Raw genomic sequence first — 22,366 nt, forward strand, 5'->3', positions numbered from 1 at the left:
GAGACCCTCGCCGACCAGGTCGTGGCCTATCTCAAGGCCCATCACTACATCGACTGACGACCGACGACCGACGCATCCCCGCGGCGCAAACCGCCGCGGGGATGCGCCCAAGCCGACGGTTGGCGGGCCACGCGCCTCGCACCGGCGTCAGGCCCTGCGCCGGAAGACCGACACGACCGAACGCCCCACCGGCCCCCCCGCGCGGGGCGGTCGCATGTCAAACACGCATCGGCGGGAAAGAGCCGTCTTCACTCCCTCCCGACCGTCGCAACTGTTACAGCGCGTTCCAGACCTTGGGATTGTCGGCCGAGGCCATCTTGATCCAGGACAGGCCCGTGCGGTTCCACGGCAGGATCGCATCGGTGCGATTGTCGAGGACGAAATTTCCGGCGGTCGTGTGGAAGACGAGGACCGCGTGCCCGTCCCCTTCCCGCGTGGTCGCGACCGCCATGCGCAGCGACGAGGCCGGCAGGCCCGCCGCGATGAGCTGGCGGCGCTTGGTCAGCGCGAAATCCTCGCAGTCGCCGGACGCGGTGCCGACCTCCCAGAGATCGCGTTCGTCGTCGACCCGCCCCTTGATCCGGGCGTTCACGCTCCGATTGATTCGCCGCACCGTCGCCAGAACCTCCGCTTCGGCTTCCGCGACCGCCGGCCCGCCGGCCTGGCAATCGCCCGGATTCTTGCGGCAGAAGAGAATGTAGGCGAAGGGCGCCAGCGTCGTGCCGCGCACCGCCATCGGGGCGGAACGTTCCATGCGTCGCGCATAGAGCCCGACATCCGCGGCCGGCGCGAGATCGGGTGCGCAGACGACGAGACCCACGGCCGCCAGTAGTGATCTGTAGAGAGGCGATGCCGCCATTGCCCTGCTCCGTCATCCATGCCTTCGATGAGCTCAGAGGACCACGGGCGTCTTAGAGTCTGTTTTCGGGCATTCCCCCAATTTTACCAATTGGCCACTTTTCATCGTGCGCGATCCGGCGGGGCGCTCGGCCATCCCGGCCGGTTCGCTCGACCCGAAGAAAAGAGAGCCCCTCGCGAACGCGTAGCCGGACGCCGGGGCATGTCGGCTTCCGTCCGTCCCACTCGTGACACGCCCGACCGGCGACCGCCGGGTTCCGCCCGCCGGCGGCGGGGTGAGCTGCACGCTGCGTCGCAACCCAAACCGCTGCTCGCGACCGTGAACCCAAGCCGTTGACCTATTGTCCGATTTCGCAACGGGCGCCCTTACGACCGTATCGTTGCCGAAGTGACGCTACTGGAAAGTCTTGTGCATCGCCGTTCCCGCTGCAAAGACGATCCTTACAGTCCTTGGAAGCCTGCGAGATGACCGGCGGAACTCCATTTTACACTTGCAAAAGGTTCCCGGACTCCTGAAATTTTTCCGCACACAGGCTATCAACAAAACTTGTTCACCATCGTCGTGGCACGCTACATAGCAGGGCGTGTTTTTTACACTGTGTAATTCTTCCCTTGACTGCGTTCCCGATCGGCCGATGCGAACGTATGTCCAAGGATATCGACGCGTCGCTCCACGATATGCACGCCAGACGCGTATGGAATGGGATTTTTCGCCAAGCATAGCATCCGCCCTCCCGCCGCTTTTGACGACGGTAAAAATCTGTAAGCTCGGGAATCATTCTGAAAATGGCATCTCTACTTTCCTGCGCGCACGATCTCCGAGCACCGTTGCGTTGAATTGCCCCATATTAGGACAGTTCCATTTTAGTTTTCGATTTCTTAAAGGCGCGACCGGAATCCGAGGCAAGCAACGAGGCTTTTCTTTACCTCCTGCACCATGGTATGCGCTTTCCTAACGACGAATGACGGATGCCGCGCATCGAGCCCCCGCTAACGCCCATCCATCGTGCCTCGTATGCAACCGGCGGCTCTACACGACCCGCCGCCGACCATGACTTTCTAGAGGAGCCTCATATGGCCACGAACGGCAACGACATCATCGACGGCACGAACGGCCCCGACATCATTGACGCACTGGCGGGCAACGATACGATCAACGCCCTCGCCGGCAACGACACGATCAACGCTGGCGGCGGCGACGACGTCGTGAACGGCGGCGGCGGCGACGACTTCATCAAGGGGTCGAACGGCGACGACGTTCTGAAGGGCTCCAACGGCAACGACACGATCAACGGCGGCGAAGGCAACGACCGGATCAACGGCGGCGAAGGCAACGACCGTCTCGTCGGCGGCAACGGTGACGACCGCCTGGTCGGCGGTCTCGGAGATGACGTTCTGTCCGGCGGTCCGGGCAATGACGCTCTCTCTGGCGGCCCCGGCAACGACAAGCTCAACGGTGGCGTCGGCCGTGACATCATTAGCGGTGGCGCTGGCGACGACCAGATCCTCGGCGGTGGCGGCAACGATAAGATCAACGGCGGCGCCGGTGACGACATGATCCGCGCTGGCAACGGCAACGACACCGTGAACGGCGGCGGCGGCGGCGACGTCATCAATGGCGGCGAAGGCAACGATACGATCAAGGGCAGCAACGGCGACGACTTCATCCTCGGCGGCCTGGGCAACGATCAGCTTTCCGGCGGCGCGGGCAGCGACACGCTGCAGGGCGGCGAAGGCAATGACATCGTGTTCGGCGGCGAAGGCAACGATCGCCTGTTCGGCGGCGAAGGCAACGATCGCCTGACCGGCGGCACGGGTGCCGACGAGTTCTTCTTCCTGGCTTCGGACGGCTCGAACTCCAACGACACGATCACCGACTTCCAGGACGGTGTGGACACGATCGTCCTGCGCGGCAACATGTCCGTCGCTTCGGTTTCGAGCGTTGGTACGGCCGGCACCAAGGTCACCTTCGACAACGGCTCGACGGTGTTCCTGAAGGGCGTCGACGTCAGCACGATCACGATCGACGACTTCGTTTTCCAGGACGGCGCCACGGTCGGAATTCTGTAATCTCCGCCGCGGAGACAGAATGAGGAAAAGCCCGGATCGCTTTGCGATCCGGGCTTTTCCTCTTTAGAGAAGGCTGCCGTCGAGCGGGACGCCTTCGACATATCGATCCCTGTAAATCTCTTCGCGCCGTCGAAAGCGCCGAGTCGGCAATCGGCGCCGAAGGATTCGCCTCAGACACAGCCCGTCGCGACGCGCCGTTGGCGGATCGTCCCGGTCGAACAGGAATGCATGCAGCGCCCGGCTTGCAACGAGAATGCTGCCGACGAAGATGGGCAGGCGGAAGAACGAGCATGATGCAACTCATTGCGCGCCAGATCGGGCCGCGCGTCTTCCTTGCCGTCGTGATACTGGCTCCCCTTCTCTTCGGATCGGCCACCGTCCGCTCGATTGCGTTCCTGCTGGCCCTTTCAGCGCTTGCTCTCCTTCTGGCTCCCGCGCCATCGTCCCGTCGCCTCGCCGTCCTGCTCGCCCTGAGCGGCAGCGCCTTCGTCATGTTCGCGCTGTTCTCGTCGCTGCAACTGACGTTCGCCTTCGGGCTCGTCGGATTCGACCCGATCGCTCTCGTCGACGAGGCGCGGTCGCTTCTCCTGCCCGTCCCAGGTGGCCCCGCCTTTAGTCTTGACGCCAGCCTCTATCCCGAAACCATGATGCGCGCCCTCCTGGCCACGCTGGTCTTCTGGAACGCTCTCCTCTACGGCCAGGACCGCAACCGCGCGCTCGCCAGCCTCAACACGATGGTGGTCGCCACGGCGATCATGAGCGCTTTGACCATCGCCCTCTTCGTCGCCGATCCCAGTCGCGTCCTCTGGCGGGAGAAGGTCGCCTATTTCAGGGATTTCACCGGACCCTTCGTGCATCGCGGCGCGGCAGGCGCCTGGCTTTGCCTCTTGGGGATCAGCGCAGCCCTGCTTCTGGTCAGGGCGCTGGATCATCTCCTGACACATTTCGTCGTGGACGACGCTTCCCTGCCCAAGCGGCTGCTCCTGGCCTTCTTCGCCGAGCCGATCCGCCTGACCTTCCTGGCAACGGTCACGGTCCTCACCGTGGCAGGATTGCTGCTGACGCAGTCGCGGACGGCGGGCCTCGTATTCGGGTTCAACATCCTTGGCCTGGTCGCAATCCTTTTCATGACGCGCCTCGGTTCGACGCGCGCCACCGTGGCCATCGCCGTCACAGTGCTCACCGGCTTCGCGCTGATGTTCGCTGCCGCCGGCTCGGGCCTGCGCGATCGGCTGGCCGACACGAGCTTCTTCGAGGAAGGGCGATGGGAGATCTGGGGATCGACCCTCCGCGCCATTCTCGACCGCCCGATCCTGGGCTTCGGCGCGGGGACGTTTCGAGACCTGTTTCCCCTCTTCCGAAGCGAAGCGCTTGCGTCGCTCGGCCCCATCCAGAAGGCGCACAGTCTGCCGCTGGAGATCGCATCGGAATCGGGCCTGCCGATCGCCGTTCTTCTCTGTGGGCTATGGCTGGGTATCAGCGTCTATCTTCTGGCGGGCCTGCTTCGTGCGACACGCTTCGACGCCCTGCGTTCGGCCGGGGTGTTGGCGGCCTTCTCCGCCATCCCCTTCGTGTCGATCGACGTCATCTACGACACATTCGGCTATGTCGCGCCGCTGCTCGCCATCGTGGGCCTCGCGCTCGCACAGCCGGAGAGCCGCGCCCCTCGAAGCTGACCGACCGCCAGATCTGGCGAAGGCGAAGCCGCAGGCCTCGAATGGGATCCTTCGAAATCCGACGAAGCTTCAACCTCGCAGCGCCTCGCGCCCGTCCGTTGCGCTGGGCCTTCCTCGATCAAGTGATGATCGGACGATCGAAAGCGGTCGCGGCGCCGCGTTCTACGAAGCGCGGAAGCGCTTCCACGGCACCTGGGTCCCGAGCAGAGATTCCAGCGCGCGGACGTCCTCCTCGAAACTCCGGACGAGCGCCGCCTCGGTTTCGGGGCGCATCGGCGCGGTCGCGTCCCGAAGGCTTTTCTGATTTGCGCTTCGCATCTGCCGAATGCCGGGCAAGGTCTTCACCTGTTCGACAACCGCGCCGAGCCCCGCCTTGCGCGCCCGCTTCCCGAGCCGCCACAGCATCATTCCGACAGCCCGGTTCTTGTAGTCGACACTTTCGTTGGCGCTGCGCCGGACGAACTGCTCGGGCTCGCGCGTACCCATGAAGGCCGCCAGACGCCGGGTTTGCGCAAGGCTATCGGCCTTCACGTCCTCCTGGAAGGTCACGTGGATCTGCTCTCGCGGAAACGTCGCGAACCATCGCTGGAGATGATGCGCGTAGCGCCCCTGGTTCAGGTAGAGCGGATTGTTCTCGATGGCCGTTTCGAACACGAGATTCGCGCCGGAGAGGTGGCCGGCCCGGACCTCGTGGAGATGGTTCGAATAGGCGCGTTCGACCGGATCGCGCAACGTCACGAGAATGAGGAGATCGCGATTGTAGAGATGCGCTCTCTGCGGTGCGTCGGACGAGATGAAGTAGGACGGCGAAACCTCTCCGCGGAACCTCCGTTGCGCGCCCTCCGCGAAGTGGCGCTCGTACCATTCGTATCCGTGGTCGTAGAAGTAGCTGAAGAAATCGACCTCTTTCCGATCGCTGACATAGACGTCAGGAAACTGCGCCAGAGCGCCGTAGAGCCAGGTCGAGGCGCATTTCTGCGCGCCGATGCCGATGAAGTTGGCTTTCTGCAAGGTGACTTCCTCAATATGCTGGCCGTCCACGACGCCGCGCCATGCCGGCGAAGGGCATCGTCCCGGTCGCCACGCGTTGGTGCAACGTACCATGCTTTCGCATGGCGTCTGCCCCGCATCCCCGCATGGCTGAGCGGCGGTGACGGCGGCGCTGCATCCGGACCCGACCTTGCGGCATCCGGGTCACATTGCATCTTTACCGTGAATCAAACCTTTACGTTGCATCGCCCGCTGGTCTTTGAATATCCCTGGCTAGCGTGATAACGGTTTGGGCAAGGCGGGCCCTGCCGGTCCAACGAAAGTCTTTATTCTATCGTAGCCGTGGCCCAGCAGCCAAGTTTGCAGGCCGCGCAAGGGCGGAGTTCGGTTTCATGACATTCTCGACGGTCTCGGATCGTGGACGATCCTCGGTTTTCGCCTTGCGCGTCGCAGCGGGTCTCGCGGCCCTCACGATCGGCATGTCCATGTCGGTCGGCTACGCACAGGATGGCGGGTCCGCGACGGCGCCGGCTGCGACCGGCGAGACCGCGGCCCCGTCTTCGACGGTCGCGCCTGCCGCCGCCGATACCGGCGCGACGGTCCCCGGCGCCGTCGACCCGGCGGCCACCACCCCGGCTGACACGACGGCCGCCAACATGACCGGCACGCCGGACCAGGCGACCACGATCGATCTCGCCGCGCTGCAATCCAGGATCCCGGCCAACCCGGTCTACGACTCGCTGGCGGCCGATTTCGATCGCAACCCGAAGGTGTTCTTCGACGGGTTCGTGGCGCGCGGCTCCTCCGTCGCGGTGCCGGCCCGCAACGTCCTTCTCAGCCGGCCCGCCGCGATCGACCAGGTCATCGAGGCCATGCGGACCTACGGTCTCAGCACCGAGCCGGCGCGCCAGCTGGCGGTGGGCGTCGGGCAGGCCGCCCTCGTCTATTCGAAGACCCTTCCGGAAGTCTCCGTGGCCTTCCAGGAGCGCATGGCCGCGCTCGAGAGCGAGACCATCCGTCTCGCCTTCTCCGCGGCGACGGGCGACATCGCGACCGCAGCCCTCGGCTTCGGCTCGGTCGGCGCCGGCGGCGGCACCGCTTCGGCATCGGGTCCGTCGATCTCCGGCAATTCGCTGAGCGGCTCGGCGAATTCCGGCAGCGACGGGCCGATCGACGTCCTGTCGCGCCAGGCGGGCCGCTCGGGCGGCCTGACGCTCGGCGCGGTCGGCGACGGCGGCGATGGAGACAATCTGACGGTCGTGATCTGCACGAGCCCGACGACCTTCGCGATCTGCCGCTAGGCCGAGCCTCGGCTGCGGCTGTGGCTGCGGCGTAGGCACCTGGACTTTTGGATGATTCAGCCGACGGCGAAAGCCGTCGGCTCGGTGTGATCGGCACGAGCCGGTCGAGCGGTGGGCAACACACATGCTTGAAATTCCGTCGAGGCAGTTCGTCAATCAACAGTCCGGCGGCATGGACGGGAGCCAGATCGAGTTCGGTCAGGTGGTTCGGTCCGTCCTGCAGGGCTTGCATCGGCAGTGGCCGATCGTGGCGGCCGCCGTCCTCGGCATGGTGACGATCGCCCTGATCTATGTGCTGACGGCGACGCCCCAGTTCACCGCGACATCCAGCATCATCATCGATCCGCGCGTCAGCAGCGGACCCGATACGCCGTCCGCGCCCATGCTGCTTCTCTCGGATGCGCTCGTGGTCGACAGCGAGGTGGAGGTCCTGCTCTCGCGCGAGTTGCGCAACCGCGTCATCGATCGCCTGGACCTCCTGAACGACGCGGAGGCCCAGCCCTCCACCGGACTGATCGACGAGATCTCGACGACGGTGCGCTCCTTCATCGACGAGTATCTCGTCGACGAGTCCTCGAGCGAGGAAGCCGTCAGTGCCGAGGAGGCGCTGCAGCGCCGCCGGGAAGACATCATCCGCGCGATCGGCGATGCGCTGACGGTGTCGCGCACGGGCGAGACCTATGTCATCGCCGTGTCCTTCACCTCGCCCGATCCCGTCTATGCGGCGCGGATCGCCAACGCCCTGACCGAACAGTATTTCCTCCTCCAGGCCGAAGCGGTCTACGAGAATACGAGGCGGGTCAACGAGTGGCTGGGCCAGCGCGTCGAGCTTCTCGGCCAGCAGGTCGTCGCCGCCGATCAGGCCGTCGAGCAGTACAAGCAGGAAAACGGTCTCTTCAACATCCAGAACGACAGCCTGCCGAGCCAGGTGGAACTGGCCTCGGCCAACGATCAGGCGATCGCGGTTCGCGGCACGATCGTCGAGCTCGAGACGAATATCGGCCAGCTGCGCCAGATCATCGCGAACAATGCCCTGAATGCGTCCGTGGATCCGGCCGTCCGCACGCCCTCGCTGACGACCCTGCAGACCCGCTTCGCCGAACTCGTCGGCCGCGAGCGCGATCTCAGCACGCGCTTCGGCTCGGGCCACCAGCTCGCCGTGCGGGCCCGCGACGAAATCGCGGCGACGCGCACGCAGATCGTCGAGGAGTTCCAGAAGATCGTGGCGGCGGAATCAAGCCGTCTGGCGACCTTGCGGGCCCAGGACGCGGAAAACCAGACGCGCATCGCCGCCCTGCGCGTGAAGGCGTCGGAGGATGCGCAGAAGATGATCAGGCTGCGCGAGCTCGAGCGCGAGGCCACGTCCAGCCGCACGCTCTACGAATCGATGCTGGGCAAGCTGAACGAGACGACGCAGGCCGAGAGCTTCAAGTCCGCGCCGGCCCGCGTCATCGCGCGCGCCGTGCCGCCGGATCGCAAGTCCGCTCCGCAGGGCAAGGTCATCCTGGCGCTCGGCATTCTCGGCGGCCTCGTCATCGGCGCCGGCGGGGCGTTCCTGCGCGAGCAGCTGGACGACGTGTTCCGCTCCGCCACGAGCCCCGAGGACGAACTCGGGACGCCGCTTCTCGGCCTCATTCCCAATTTCGCGATCGACCGACGCATGGCTCGCAGGAGCGGCCATACGGCTCCGACGGCGGCGGCCTCGCGCGAGAAGTTCGGGGATCTCGCCGAGCTCGCCCGCAATGCGGCGAGCTACCGCTTCGCCGTCGATCATCCGATGTCGATGTTCACCGAGACGCTGCGGGCCCTCTCCTTCGCCGTCAATTCCGCGCGGAGCGAACCCGGCGCCAGCATTCTCGGCATCACCTCGACCGAGGCGGGCGAAGGCAAGTCGACCCTGTCGAGCAACTTCGCCAGCTACATGGCCTCGGTCGGCAACCGCGTCGCCCTGATCGACTTCGACTTCCGCAATCCGAGCCTCACGCGTGTGATGCGAGGCTCGAACGCGGACCAGTATCTCGGCGCTCTGTTGAAGAACCCGCACGCGACCGCCGGGCTCGTGGCCAATCCGGTGCTGGAAGGCGCGTGCTTCATCGGCAACGACGGAAAGGCCATGGCCTACGACCCGAGCGATGTCGGCTTCGCGAAGTCCATGGACATCATCCTCGCCAATCTGCGCCGCGACTTCGACCTCGTGATCCTCGACCTTCCGCCGCTCGCCAATCTCGTCGACGCGCGCGCCGCCTCGAACGTCGTCGACCACGTCGTCCTGGCGATCGAATGGGGGCGGACCAAGCCGAGCCTCACCCGCAGCGTCGTCTACAGCAGCCCGCAGCTGCGCTCGCGCCTCATCGGAGCGATCTATACCAAGGTGAAGCTCGCGGCCTACAACAAGTATAACAGCCAGACCCCGAGCGGCTACTACAACTACCCCCACTGATGCGGCGCCAGAACACACGCATCCCTGCAGTAACGGAGCGGAGGAGCCGGGCGCTCTTCCTCGGCTTGAAGATCTGCGTCTGCGTCTTCTCCCTCTTCGTCGCCGGTTCGATCTGGAAGGCGACCGTGCCGATGCGCGGCGCGGTCGGACCGGCCGACCCGGCGACCTCCGGGATCCTCGACCTGCGCCACTGCGGAAACGGTGTCTACGGCGCGGCGATCTCCGCCGTGCGGCAGGTCGATGCGGCCTTCGATGGACAGGATCTCGCCTCCGTCGAAACCCTCGTGCCGCAGACGCTGACGAAGATCGCCCGCTCGCTCGCCTGCGCGCCCGTCAGCTCCGATCTCTGGCTGGCCTCCGCGCGACTGCGCGCCTTCACGGACGGGCTCTCGCCCCAGGTCGTGTCCGACCTCGAGATGGCCTGTCGCACGGGCCCCACGCAGAGCTGGAGCGCGAGCGCCCGGCTGAAGGGCTTTGCGCCCATCCAGTCCGCCCTGCCGGCGTCGCTACAGGCCTGTCTCGATCGTGACAGGCGGATCGCGGCGGTGCAGCCGCGCTTCCCCAGCTACTTGCGCGAAAACGCGATCAGAGCCGGCAAGCGGCGATCGGGCTATTGAGGCGACGGGCATATCCGTGCCCGCGAAAACATCTGGTCGGCCGAGAGTGCCAAGCGGCAGGGTCTGCTCGGGACGACGGGCTGGAGCGCCGCAGCGTGACGATCGCCGACGACGGGCCCATCCGTTCGGATGGCGAACCGAAGGGCGACATGCCCCGTGCGCTCAGTGCTGCATTGCGGTATGAACTTGATGGCGATGACGGAGAACCGCTCGGCCCCATACCGGCCGGCGACCGCCAAATGGATGAGAGAAGACCTGCATGTCCTCGATAGCCCGATGGCACGGCCGTCTCGCCGGTTCCGAGACCTTCCGCACGACCGCCTCGTCCGCGCTCATCGTCGGCGTGCGCGTGGCCGGCACCGCGGTGACCTTCGCCTATACCCTCCTCATCGCGCGGACGATGTCGCCGGACGATGTCGGTCTGGTCTGGTCCATCTGGTCGGCCAGTTTCATTGCCTCGACCTTCGCGACCGTCAATATCGGCGCCGGCGCGATCCGGGAGGTGGTGGCCGCCCGCGCGCAAGGGGATGACGATCTGGCCGCCGGCTTCATCACGGTCGGGCGACGCGTGCTCCTCGTGGCCAGCCCCCTCGCGATGCTGGGCTTCTATCTCTTCTACCGCATCGGCGACGAAGCGCATGTCTCGCAATATGAATGGGCCTTCATCTGGGCCACCATATCGCTGCCGATCATGGGCTGGGTGCAGATCAATGCCAGCCAGGCGGCCGCGCTCCACAAGGCGCTCTACAGCCAGGCGCCGCGCGAGCTCATGCGCCCCCTCGTCTTCCTCGCCGCCTTCGGCGCCGCGCTCGCCGCCGGCTGGCGGCCGACGGTGGAATTCGCCGTCTTCCTCTACCTCGTCGCCGTGATCCTCACGGCGCTGGTTCAGTATCTCCTGCTGCGCCCCTCCTTTGCCTTCATGAAGACGGCCACGCCGCGCACCGCTGGCTGGCGGCACTGGCTGACGACCGGCCTGTTCCTCATCCCGTCGCGCATCATCAACGAGCACCTGAAGAACCTCTTCATCGTGGCGGCCTCGTTCGGACTGGCGAAGGGCGACACGGCCCTGTTCGCCGTCGCCCTCAGCCTCATCACCTTCCTCAACTTCGGCGTCTCCTCCGTGGACATGACCTTCAGCCCGAAGATCGCCGGGGCCATGGCCGCCGGGAAGACGCATCGGCGCGACATGCTCCTGGCGGTCTCGAGCGGCCTGAAGATCGTGCCGATCGCCGCCGCCTCCGTCGTCCTCGTCACCTTCTCCGGCCCTCTCCTCGGCCTCTTCGGCCCGACCTATGTGGCGGCCGCGCCCACGATCCTCTGGTTCCTTCTCATGCCGCTCTCGCGCGCGTTCTTCGGCCCGTCGGACCTCGTCCTCCAGGTCGCCGGCCACCGCACGACGATCTTCTGGGTGACCTTCTGCGCCATCGTCTCCCTCGTCGTGACCATCCCGCTCGCCGGACAATTCTACGGGCTGGAAGCGGCAGCGGCGGCAGGCAGCCTGTCCTATGCGGCGGGCAACATGGCGATGTGGATCTTCTCGCGCTCAAGGTCCTCGATCGACACTTCGGTCTTCGGCGCGGCGAAAGTCCTCGTCCGGCGTCTGGGCAAGGGTGGCGGGACGAAGACGGCGGTCACCCGCTGATATCCCCGCTGCTTCTAAGCGCCCGCCGCGCAGGCGCGACGGGGGTGTCTTGGCCGTCGACCGATTTGGCCATCACTCCCCCGCGGCAGCCGTGGAGGACTGCGTGGGCGGCAGGTTCCGCTAAGACGCTCGCGCCGTGGGGCCCCGCGCATTGGCCCGTCTCGCCTGCAGCCGATCACGAACGATCCGCAGCATCGGACGCTCGAAGTATTCGAAGGAAAGTGCGGCCAGTCCGGCGGTGATCCCGAGCGTCAGGACGAATGCTCCGAACGCTGTGACGACGCTCGCGACCTGGTAATGAACCATCAGTTCGACGATCGGTCTATGAAAGAGATAGAATCCGTAGGAAATGTCCCCGAGATAGATCAGGGGTGCAATGCAGATCATTCGCAGCGGGCGCACCTGATGCACGGCGGCCGCGAGCAGCAGCGTGACTGCGACGATGTTGAGTGGATCGAGCCACGTCCGCATCAGGAAACCGCCGAAGGAAAGCCCCAGATCGGATCGCAGTTGCGGCAGATTGAGAGCAAAAAGAGCCAAGGCGACGATCCCCAGGACCGTTCCCTTTCTCCCGTCGAAAGCGGCCATGAACCATCGCTGGCGGCTGAGGATGGCCACCGCGCCCCCGATGAGGAACAGGCTGGAATAGTAGGGCAAAACGCCCTCTTGCAGGCCGAAGCGCCGTGCCAGCACGATGCCGGCCAGACTGGCCGCAACGAGCAGAAGGTGGAGCCCTACCTGCAGGACCCAGTTCCGTAGCTGGTTCAGCGCCCACCAGATGACGATGAACGCAACATAATACTGGACCTCGACGGGAATCGACCACAGCTCATAAGGAGCCGCGATGAAGAGCAGCGCTCGAGCGACTACAAGACCGGAATCGAGCCGGTAGTGCCACAGACCGTCCGTTGCCTGCGTCAAAGCGACGGATACGAGGACGACCGCGAAGAACAGCGGCACGACGCGCCCGACCCGGGCGGAGAAGAATGACCACACGTTCTTGCCGTCGAACGGTCGTTCAGCATAAAGCGCCGTCATGAGAAAGCCACTGAGCGCGAAGAACAGCATCACGCCGATCTGCCCGAAACCATATCCAAGCACGCGCGGCGCCAGTCCGGCGTTTGCGCAGTGCGATATGAAGACGGCCAGAGCGGCGAGAGCGCGAATCGCGGTCAGGCACTGGTTTCGTTCCATGATGGAACTCCTCGTCGTGTATCTCGCATCGCAATACGCTATAGTGCCCGGCATAGGTGACCGCTAACGAAAAAGCGCGCACGGTTTTTAGCGCTTTAAAGCCTTCGCGAATGTGGTCCACCCGAAATCGGCATGGATGATCGAGGAGCGGTCGTGTCTCAAGCACGCATGCAGATGACGGCTGCGAAGCCGGCAATGCCCTATCGCTCGACAGAGACGATGGCGGCCCTCTGGCTCGTCTACGACGTCGGGCTTGCCGTGCTGGCCATCCTTCTGGCGACGGAAGCCCTGAACCGTTTTGGCATTGCCTCACCTCTTTGGGCAATTGTCTACGCGATGACGCTGCTTCGGATTGCGTTTGTGCTGAACGCCTTCGTCGGCGTGCTTGCCCGGAACGCTCTTCTCTTCGTCTACCCCGCCGTCTGCCTTCTATCCGTGGTTTGGTCGGTAGAACGCGGCATCTCGATGGCGTCCGCCCTGCAGCTTCTTGCGACCATCGTCATCGCGACATTCATTGGCGCACGGTTCAAACTGCGCAGCATCATCCTCTTCGTCTTCATTGTCGTCGGGGCAACGGCATTCCTATCGCTCGTGAACTGGGCGACAGGTATATTCGGAACGGTCTATGCCGGTTCGGGCGGACTTCTGGGCATCTACAGCCAAAAGAACGCGCTCGGACAACGTTGCCTCATCGCGCTGCTCGCAGGTTTCGCCATCCTTCTGACCCCCGGAAGAACGAGCATCGTCCTACGCGCCTTCGTACTGGGAACGGTGCTGATCATGCTCGTTGCCCTGGCGCTGTCGAAATCCGCCACGTCCAACATCCTCGTCGTTCCGTTCGCGGCGGCGCTCGTCTTCCTCTGCGCGCATCGGCTGAACCAGGGATTCTTCGCCATTACGGTCCTCCTGGGCGTCGTCGCTCTCGGCACGATCCCGTTGACGCTGGCGCTCCTCGACCTCAACCCGGTGACGCTGATCCTCAAGGCGTTCGGCAAGGACGCCTCGCTGACCGGCCGTACCTCTATCTGGGACATCGGAGAAGCGGTTCTCAGCAAGCATTTCTCGCTCGGCGTCGGCTATCTGGCTTTCTGGCGGAGCAGCGAGTTCGCAAGCCTCGCGCTTCTCGCGCAGCATATCGGCGGCGAGGCCGTGATGGGCTTCCACAATTTCATTCTCGAGATTTGGGTCGGTACCGGCCTTCCCGGCCTCATGGGCATCGGTCTTTTGATCGTCGTTGCACTCTACCGCACCGGCCTTCTCTATCTCAGGACACGGGACGTGTCGGCAGCCTACGGCGCCATCGCCATCGGCGTGTCGATCGTCCTCGCTCTCCTTGGAACGAGCCTCTATCGCCAGCATGAATTCTCGATGCTCCTCATCACGATGCTCGCCGTGTCCGCGGGAGAGGAACTGCGCCGCTTCCGAAGAGCGCGGGCGAATGCCAGATCTTCCGATGGGGACGTGCCCCTTGTCCCGACCGGCCGGCCATGACGCTGGCCCTGGCCGATGCCGACGTTCGCAGGTGCAGCAGACTATGGTAAGTCCTACGACCAGTCCCGCACCTGCCGACGCGGCAAGGAGCATTTTCGAGGAGCATGTGGGTAAACGATGAGAAAGCTGCCGTTTCTGGAAAGAAGCCTGCGGCGCAGCCGCGTCTATCGCGGTCGCATCGCCCGGATGGCCACGCAGAAGACGCTCTCGTCCCCTTGCGTCTTCATGCATCTGCCCAAATGCGGGGGAACCTCACTTTCGGAAGGTCTCTACTCGCTCGTTCCCCTGAACCAGAAGATCGGCATTCTCGACTCCGCGTCGATCAGGCGGGCCCTCTCCATCAAGAATGCCGATGTGAACGATCCCCGACCCTACCACGACGAGGGCGATCGCACGACCGAGGTCATGGCGTTCCGCGAAATGCTCCTCCTGATGCATCTGGCGCACGACTGTCGCCTGGTGCACGGCCATGTCCTGTTCAGCGAGACGGCCTATCGTCATTTCGGCGATCGCTACAAGTTCGTCACGATCATGCGCGACCCGATCGCCCGCACCCTCTCGAACTACAAGATGGCGTCCGCGAACGGGGTGTTCGACGGGTCCCTCGAAGCTTTCGTCGACAGCGCGATGGGTCGGCGCATGGCGCTTCATAACCTGCGCTACTTCAGCGGACAGGCCGAGATCGCGCCCGGCGAGGAAGCGGGTGCGATGGAGCGCGCCAAGGCGGCGATGCCGAAATTCTCGGTGATCGGCTTCATCGAGGACCAGGAACGGTTCGTGGAGAAGTTTCACGACGTCTTCGGCAGCCGTCCGAGCATTGGCCACTACAACAAGGGCGCCGAAAAGCCCGCGCCTCTCGATCAGGGCATGCGGCAGAGGCTCGAGGCGCTCTGCGCGCCCGATATCGAGCTCTACGAACTCGCCAAGCGGCTGACCTGACGGTGCGCCGTACCGGCCGGCGCGGGCTCCGGTCCCACCCGGCCGCATTTTCGATGGGAGACTGTCCGACGCCGAAAATGGCGCCGGGCGAGCGAGACCGTCTGCCAAGCTGGAGCCACGCCGTGAACGAGACTGCTTCGGCCAAGACTGCCCCCCTCGCCTCGGCGACCGAAAGGGTGGCGGAAGAACGATCCTCGCGCCTTCGCTTCCTGTGGGCGTCGGACCGCACGACGGTGCAGACGGGAACGGGGCGTCACCACGCCAATCCCATCAATCTCAGCGTCCACGGCGCCCGAGGCCTCTTCGCCATGGCCGTCTATGTCTACCACATTTCCAATTCCGGTCTTCCGGTGTGGGACATGCCGCATTTCGTGGCCGAGTTCTTCCACTCGTTGAAGTTCGGCGTCGAACTGTTCTTCGCCATCAGCGGCTACGTGATCGCGGGAACTCTGGCGCGGGCCCGCTCGCCGGGGCATTTCATCCTCAACCGCGCGACCCGCATCTTTCCGGTTCTTTGGGTTGCGGTCCTGTGCATCGTGGCGATGTCGCTCGTCAGCGGCCGGGAACTGCCGGCGACGCTCGACCCGGCGAGCCTCGGACTCCTGACGGTGGCGAATCTCCTGGCGTTGCCAGGCATCTTTCCCCTGCCGCTGTTTCACCCCGCGGCCTGGACGCTGAGTTTCGAGCTCGTCTTCTACGTCCTCTGCTTCGTCCATCTGCTGGCGCTGCGCCGCTGGAAGGCCAATCTCCTCCTGCCCGCCTTCGCGGTCGGCCTCGTCCTCGTCTTCTTCTTTCCCCGCGGTCTGTTCTTCATCAGCGGCGTGATCGTCGCCTCCGCCTCGCTGAAGGGCCTGCCATCGGCGCTGACGCGCTTCGCAGGCCTGTGGCTCGCGCTGTTCCTGTTCTCCTGGATGCTCGTCGCCAATCCGGACCAACCGTTCTTCACGACGATGGGGGACTGGATCGGAACGGCCAAGCCGTTCTGGGCGCTCGTCGCCTTCGCGGCCGCGACGCTCATGCTGGAGGGCATATCGCGCGGCGAAGGGTGGCTGGCAGGGGTCTTGAGGACGAAGCCCATGCTCTGGCTCGGCACGATCAGCTACAGCCTCTACCTCTGGCATGTCATCGTTCTCGGGGTGGTGAAGGCGCTGATGTACGCGACCGGAATTCCCACTTTGGTCGGGCCCTGGTCCCAGCTCGCCTTCCTTGCGATCTCGATCGTTCCGACGCTCGTCCTGTCTCACCTGAGCCAAATCGTTCTCGAACAGGGGGCGACCAACCTTCTGCGCGCCCGGTTCAAGGCCTGAGGGACAGCGGCGCGTTGCGCCCTGTGCTGCGCCGCAACTGAAAACGGCCGTATTCCCCGGAGACACTCGCCACGCCGTCTGCCCCTGCCGGGCCTTCGGCCCTGCGACTGCGGCAACCAAGGACAGGTACGTCTCGGTCGAACGGGATGTCATGACAGTTTGTCTTAAAACCGCGACAGCAACGCCGCCTTAACAACGAAATGGACACGCTGCCCGGATGGCTCAACTCGTTCAAATTGCAAAGACATTCATAGCTCTAACAACACTTGCCCCTGCGATGTTCGTGCTCACACAGAGCGCGGCTTCGCAGTCCGCGTCTCCAGCGGACAAGGGGCAGTCTCCAATGGCTATCGACCTGAGCAATTTCACTTCCGTGCTCGACGAAAATTTCGACAAGGGGCTCAGCGTCTACGACGGCACATCGGGCATCTGGTCCACCGGGCCGCGCCGCGACGTGCTCGTCACGAACGGTCCGCAGTCGGTGTTCCTCTCCGACGCGACGGCCACGTCCGATGGCAAAGGGGTCGGCATCGATCCGCTTGAGGTGAAGGACGGCGTCCTTCACATCAAGTCCGGCGTCATTCCGCAGGCCAATCTCGCGGCCGTGCAGGACGCGCTGAAGCTTGCCGGCCAGGAACAGTATGTCGACAAGGCCAAGTACTATACCGGCATGATCGCCACCAACGAGACGCTCGGTCAGGCCTACGGCTTCTTCGAGATCAAGGCGCAGGTTCCGGCCGGCAAGGGCCACTGGTCGGCCTTCTGGCTTGCGCCCTCCGGCCTCGGCTGGCCGCCGGAGATCGACATCTTCGAGGCCTACGGCAAGGGTCTGAACGCCAGGACGGGCGCCGACAACCAATTCAACACGGCCGTCTTCTTCGACGCGGTCGACGCCGACGGGAACAAGACGCAGAACGTCGACATCACCAACCCTTACGCCGTCGACGAGAACGGCAATCCCGAGTCGCCCACCGTCAAGACCAAGCAGGGCGGCGAGCAGTCGATCTTCCACGAGCGCACCAATGCGCTGGAGGAGTTCGGCGCCGACATCTACAGCGGCATGTGGACCTACGCCACCAAGTGGACGCCCGAGACGATCACCTTCTACTTTGGCAAGGACCATGACAGTCTCGTGGAGATCTACAAGGCTCCCACGCCCAAGGATGCCACCGCGCCCATGTATCTGATCGCCAACGATCAGATCAGCTCGACCTTCGGCTGGAATCCGGTGGAGGGCGAGGATCACCTCACCTTCGCCGAGGGCAACGACCTCAAGATCGACTATATCAAGGTCTGGGCGCTCAACCCCGAGGCCGAGCTGAAGGGCACCGGAAAGGGCGCCACGCTGGTCGACGGCGACGGCGACACCAAGATCGTCGGCACGGCGGGCAACGACCGGATCGTGACCGGCGGCGGCCAGGACATGCTCACGCTGAACGGCGGCGCCGACACGATCTTCATCGAGAAGGGCATCGGCAACAAGATCGTCACCGGCTTCGGACCGGACGACCGCATGGTCCTCGACGGCTTCTTCTTCGACGGCGTGCAGGATGTCATGGCCCGGCTGACGCAGCAGGGTAATGACGTCTGGCTCGCCAACGGCGCCGATCCGGCCAACCCGCAGACGATCATCTTCAAGGACGCGAAGGTCTCGAACTTCCAGCAGGACGACTTCGACGTGCGCTGGTCCGTCACGCAGAACGTCTGGGCGGATGCCGGCGTCAACGGGTCGCGCCTGTCGGACACCGACAATGACGGCATCGTGCAGGGCACGAATGTCGGCAGCAAGCTCTCCGACACGCCGAGCGGCTTCAACGGTGCCCGCACCCTCATCGGCGGCAAGGGCGGCGACGAATTCTACGTCTACAGCGCCGACACGAAGATCGTCGAGAAGACCAATGGCGGCATCGACACCGTCTATACGGCCAAAAACATCGTCCTCGCCGAAAACGTCGAGAACATGACCAGCCTCGGCACGGTCGACGGCCAGATCATGACCGGCAATTCCGGCGGCAACCGGCTCATCGGCTCGGCGCGCAAGGAAGTCTTCGTCGGCGGCAAGGGCGACGATCTCATCGTCACCGGCGGCGGGGCGGACCGCATCGTCTACGCGGCCGGCGACGGCAACGACACCGTGCGCGGCTTCGGCAGCGACGACGTCCTGCAGCTGAGCGGCTTCAAGTTTCCGGCCTTCGCCGATCTGCAGAAACGCCTGATCTCGATCGGCACGGATACGCTGGTCGATCTCGGCGCCGGGCAGTCGGTGATCCTGCAGGGGGTGAAGGCCTCGACGCTGACCGCGGCCAATTTCGCCTTCGACACCGGCGCGTCGACCGTGGTCGGCTCGCTGTCCTACAAGAACTACATCCCGACGCTGACCTCGGCGGGCGCGATCGAGGTCGACCCGGTCATCACGGCCCCGACCTCGCCCGTCGTCAAGCCCACGAGCCCGAGCTCGGGTTCGCTCGCCCCCGTTGTCGGTACGGACGCAGACGACAAGATCGTCTGGAAGACGGGCCAGTCGACCACAATTTCCGGCGGCAAGGGCAACGACCAGATTTCCGGCAGCCTCGGCGCGGACACGATCTCCGGCGATGCCGGCAACGACATCCTGCGCGGCCGCGACGGCGACGACACGATCCGCGGCGGCGCGGGCGACGATCGCCTTCTGGGCGAAGCCGGGCACGACACGCTCCTCGGGGAGGACGGAAACGACGTCCTGAACGGCGGCGAGGGCGACGACCTCCTGGACGGCGGGATCGGCAACGACACGCTCGTCGCCGGCAATGGCAACGACCGGGTGCTCGGAGGCGCCGGCGACGACGTCGTCAAAGGCGAGGCCGGGAACGACATCCTCAATGGCGGCCTCGGCAGCGACCGGCTCTTCGGCGGCAACGGTGCCGACACTTTCGCCTTCACCGACTTCAACAAGGGCGAGATGGATCGCGTGATGGATTTCAGCCGCCTCCAGGGCGACAAGATCGATCTGTCGGGCCTCTTCCAGGTCGATGTGACCTCCCAGACCATGTATTCCTACGTGAACGTCATGGAGACCAAGGCCGGCACGGTCATCAGCGTCGACACGGACGGCGCCGCCAACGGACAGCATTTCGAGACGCTGGCGCTCATCATGAACGCCAAGGTGGCCGACGTGCTGGCAGGCCTCATCGTCTGAGATCGGATCGAGTGCTCGAACCAAGATGCGGCCGCCCTCGGGCGGCCGCTTGCGTATCGGGCCGCCGTCCGCGGGCCCATCGGACCGGTCGAGACCGGCTCGCCGCCTCGATCTTCGCCCTGTCGTCCGGCCCTGCAATCCAGACGGGAAGCGGCGCCGCGAGAACCACCACCGGCGGCCCCGCTCACGCTGCGGCATCTGTTCTGTTGCATAATGGTTTCAGCAGCTGCGCAGGGTTTTCGTTAACGATAAAAATCAGTCGCATTTTTAGCGGTTGTGGGCAAAGAGTCCGGTCCGAGCCAATCCTGAACAGGCGGATGTTGACCCAGTGCTGAACGTCACTCTCGCTTTACGAGCAACCGCCGCCCTCGGGCTCATCACGATCTCTGCCTGCGGCAACCTGCCGAAGGCCGGTCCTTCCTCCACCGCGATCAAGAATCAGGCGAACGTCTACTACACGGCCGACACGCGACGCGCGCTGGTCGACTATGTCGTCGTCGACCTCTCCCAGCCCGTCGTGACGAGCCTCGAACCCACGACGACCAATTCGCTGGGTCGCGGATTCGGTTCGCGCCGCGGCTCCGCCCCCACCCTTCCGCTCGGACCGGGCGACATCGTCGAGATCTCGCTGTTCGAATCGGCGGCCGGCGGCCTGTTCGTTCCGTCCGACGCCGGCAGCCGGCCGGGCAATTTCATCACCCTGCCGCAGCAGACGATCGATGCCGACGGCATCATCACCGTTCCCTATGCCGGCCAGATCAAGGCCGCCGGCCGCACGCAGACGGCTGTGAAGGCGCTCATCGAGCAGCGCCTCGCCGACCGCGCGATCGAGCCGCAGGCGGTGGTGCGTCTGGTGCAGACCAAGTCGCGCGAGGTCGCGGTGCTCGGCGACGTGCGCAATCCGGCGAAGATCTCGATCAGCGCGGGCGGCGAGCGGGTGCTCGACGTGATCTCGCAGGCGGGCGGCATCAGCGCGCCGGCGACCGAGACCTCCGTCACGCTGCAGCGCGACGGGCGCACCGCGACCGTCCTGTTCGACACGCTGCTCAACACACCGTCCGACAATATCTACGTCTATCCCGGCGACACGATCTACGTGAACCGCGATCGCCGCACCTTCGTGGCCTTCGGCGCCTCGGGCGAGAACGGCCGCATCGACTTCGAGGAATCCAACCTCACGCTCGCCGAAGCGGTCGGCAAGTCCGGTGGCCTGCTCGACGAGCGCGCCGATCCGGGCCAGGTCTTCGTCTATCGCCTGATGCCGGCCCGTCAGGTTCTCGCCATGGGCCTGCAGACGTCGATCAAGGACGACGTGCTCGTGCCCGTCATCTTCCGCGCCAACTTCCGCGATCCGTCGAGCTACTTCCTCGCCCAGCGCTTCCTGATGCAGGACAAGGACATCCTCTACATCGACAATGCCAAGTCGGTGGAGGTCTCCAAGGTCCTCGACATCATCGGCACGACGACGCAGGGCACGATCGCCCCGGTCGTGGGCGTGCGCAACCTCACGCGCAACTGAGGTTTCATTCCCTGAAACGCCGGCATCGGACCGACCGATGCCGGCGTTTCGATTCCGGACTGCGGACACGCACGGCGCGGCCCGTGGTCCGGCCGTCATGCCGGACCGTTTACGCTGCATCGCACAACGTCTTGCGCATCGCCGCGCCAGACCCGATACAGGGACGCATGAGCGACCGGGCCCTCCCCCGGCCCATGCGGGCGAGCCAAGCCCCCAGCGACGTTTGAGGCAGGTTCGAAATGTCGATCGTGAACGGCCAGACGAGACCCGACTTCATCATCATCGGATCGATGAAATCGGGCACGACGACGCTCTACCGCCTCCTGTCGCTGCATCCAGACATCGGCATGTCGCGGGATAAGGAGACGGACTTCTTCATCGAGACGATGAACTTCCCGCGCGGCCTGCAATGGTATTCCGACCAGTTCCCGGCCGGACGCAAGGTCTACGGCGAAGCGAGCCCCAACTACACCAAGACCGACGACTTCACCGGCGTGCCCGCCCGTATCAAGGCGCACTGTCCGGGCGTGAAGCTGATCTACGTGGTGCGCGATCCCGTCGACCGCTTCGTCTCCCAGTACCGCCATTCCTGGACGATGGGCGACATCGCCATGACGCCGGACGCCCTGCCGCAGACGTCCGAATACCGCCATATCCTCAATGTCAGCCGCTACGCCCACCAGCTCGCGGCCTTCCGCGCGCATTTTGCGTCCGAGGACATCCTGATCGTCGATTTCGATCGCCTGACCTCCGACCCCGCCACGGTCGTCGCGGAGGTGGAGCGCTTCATCGGCGTCTCGCATCATCCCCTGCCGCAAGGGGGCAAGTTCAACGACAATGCCGAGATCTCGAAGATCCCGGCGCCGATCCTGCGCTTCGCGCAGTCGCGTCTCGGCCGCTCGCTGGCCGGCCTCTTCGACCGCGAGATGCGCGACCGCATCCGCGGGCTCCTGGCGCGCGGCAAGGCCCGCCAGCCGCCGCCCTTCCCGCAGGCGCTGCGCGCGCGGGTGCGCGAGGACCTGCGCGACGACGTCGCACAGTTCCGCATCGCAAGCGGCATGCCCTTCGAGACCTGGTCGCTCTGAGCCGGCCTCGGCCCGCAGCGAAGGGCGGACGTGACGGCCTGACTGACATCCCTCCGGAGACG

Annotated in this window: 15 protein-coding genes; 12 read left to right on the plus strand and 3 right to left on the minus strand. The window is 65.0% G+C overall.

The genetic code is table 11. The features are described from left to right. Window positions 1-274 precede the first annotated feature (274 nt). A complete protein-coding gene (locus ASG48_RS08345; RefSeq protein ID WP_082529341.1) occupies window positions 275-859 on the minus strand; it encodes a transglutaminase-like cysteine peptidase in 585 nt (194 codons plus the stop codon). A gap of 1,073 nt (window positions 860-1,932) precedes the next feature. On the opposite strand from ASG48_RS08345, the gene ASG48_RS08350 reads away from it, so the two are divergent. After that, a complete protein-coding gene (locus ASG48_RS08350; RefSeq protein ID WP_055848087.1) occupies window positions 1,933-2,928 on the plus strand; it encodes a calcium-binding protein in 996 nt (331 codons plus the stop codon). A 290-nt stretch (window positions 2,929-3,218) separates the two neighbouring features. Then, window positions 3,219-4,604 carry an O-antigen ligase family protein gene (locus ASG48_RS08355; RefSeq protein ID WP_055848090.1) on the plus strand — a complete coding sequence of 462 codons (1,386 nt, stop codon included), beginning with the start codon at window positions 3,219-3,221 and terminating at the stop codon, window positions 4,602-4,604. Window positions 4,605-4,766: 162 nt separating this feature from the next. Here the strand turns inward: ASG48_RS08355 and ASG48_RS08360 are convergent, their stop codons facing one another. After that, complete coding sequence (locus ASG48_RS08360) at window positions 4,767-5,645, minus strand: sulfotransferase domain-containing protein (RefSeq protein WP_162243916.1); 879 nt, start codon at window positions 5,643-5,645, stop codon at window positions 4,767-4,769. 341 nt (window positions 5,646-5,986) lie between these two features. Here ASG48_RS08360 and ASG48_RS08365 point away from each other — a divergent pair, with 341 nt between their 5' ends. The 4 genes from ASG48_RS08365 (at window position 5,987) to ASG48_RS08380 (ending at window position 11,594) form a co-directional block, all read left to right on the plus strand. After that, window positions 5,987-6,895, plus strand: a complete 909-nt coding sequence (locus ASG48_RS08365) for a hypothetical protein (RefSeq protein WP_156381528.1) — start codon at window positions 5,987-5,989, stop codon at window positions 6,893-6,895. Between the two features lie 172 nt (window positions 6,896-7,067). Further along, window positions 7,068-9,335 carry a GNVR domain-containing protein gene (locus tag ASG48_RS08370; RefSeq protein ID WP_055848095.1) on the plus strand — a complete coding sequence of 756 codons (2,268 nt, stop codon included), beginning with the start codon at window positions 7,068-7,070 and terminating at the stop codon, window positions 9,333-9,335. Between the two features lie 131 nt (window positions 9,336-9,466). Then, entirely contained in the window at window positions 9,467-9,952 is a 486-nt protein-coding gene (locus ASG48_RS08375; protein WP_156381529.1) for a hypothetical protein, read from the plus strand. Window positions 9,953-10,211: 259 nt separating this feature from the next. Further along, entirely contained in the window at window positions 10,212-11,594 is a 1,383-nt protein-coding gene (locus tag ASG48_RS08380; RefSeq protein ID WP_055848102.1) for a lipopolysaccharide biosynthesis protein, read from the plus strand. A 120-nt stretch (window positions 11,595-11,714) separates the two neighbouring features. Here the strand turns inward: ASG48_RS08380 and ASG48_RS08385 are convergent, their stop codons facing one another. Next, on the minus strand, window positions 11,715-12,788 hold the full coding sequence (locus ASG48_RS08385; RefSeq protein WP_055848105.1) for an acyltransferase: 1,074 nt from the start codon (window positions 12,786-12,788) through the stop codon (window positions 11,715-11,717). Between the two features lie 153 nt (window positions 12,789-12,941). On the opposite strand from ASG48_RS08385, the gene ASG48_RS08390 reads away from it, so the two are divergent. From ASG48_RS08390 to ASG48_RS18455, 6 genes are all read left to right on the plus strand, one after another. Beyond that, entirely contained in the window at window positions 12,942-14,279 is a 1,338-nt protein-coding gene (locus ASG48_RS08390; RefSeq protein ID WP_162243917.1) for an O-antigen ligase family protein, read from the plus strand. Window positions 14,280-14,396: 117 nt separating this feature from the next. Then, entirely contained in the window at window positions 14,397-15,218 is an 822-nt protein-coding gene (locus ASG48_RS08395) for a sulfotransferase family 2 domain-containing protein (RefSeq protein WP_055848109.1), read from the plus strand. Between the two features lie 122 nt (window positions 15,219-15,340). Further along, window positions 15,341-16,525: an acyltransferase gene (locus ASG48_RS08400; RefSeq protein WP_162243918.1), complete on the plus strand. Its 1,185-nt coding sequence runs from the start codon at window positions 15,341-15,343 to the stop codon at window positions 16,523-16,525. Between the two features lie 343 nt (window positions 16,526-16,868). Next, window positions 16,869-19,700: a type I secretion C-terminal target domain-containing protein gene (locus ASG48_RS08405; protein WP_055848115.1), complete on the plus strand. Its 2,832-nt coding sequence runs from the start codon at window positions 16,869-16,871 to the stop codon at window positions 19,698-19,700. A gap of 328 nt (window positions 19,701-20,028) precedes the next feature. After that, entirely contained in the window at window positions 20,029-21,219 is a 1,191-nt protein-coding gene (locus ASG48_RS08410) for a polysaccharide biosynthesis/export family protein (RefSeq protein ID WP_156381530.1), read from the plus strand. A 239-nt stretch (window positions 21,220-21,458) separates the two neighbouring features. Continuing rightward, the gene (locus ASG48_RS18455) at window positions 21,459-22,304 is read left to right on the plus strand and encodes a sulfotransferase (protein WP_055848118.1); all 846 of its coding nucleotides are present in this window, start codon (window positions 21,459-21,461) and stop codon (window positions 22,302-22,304) included. The last annotated feature ends 62 nt before the right edge of the window (window positions 22,305-22,366 follow it).

It is taken from the genome of Aurantimonas sp. Leaf443, assembly GCF_001425575.1.
In the GTDB taxonomy this organism is placed as follows: Bacteria; Pseudomonadota; Alphaproteobacteria; order Rhizobiales; family Rhizobiaceae; genus Leaf443.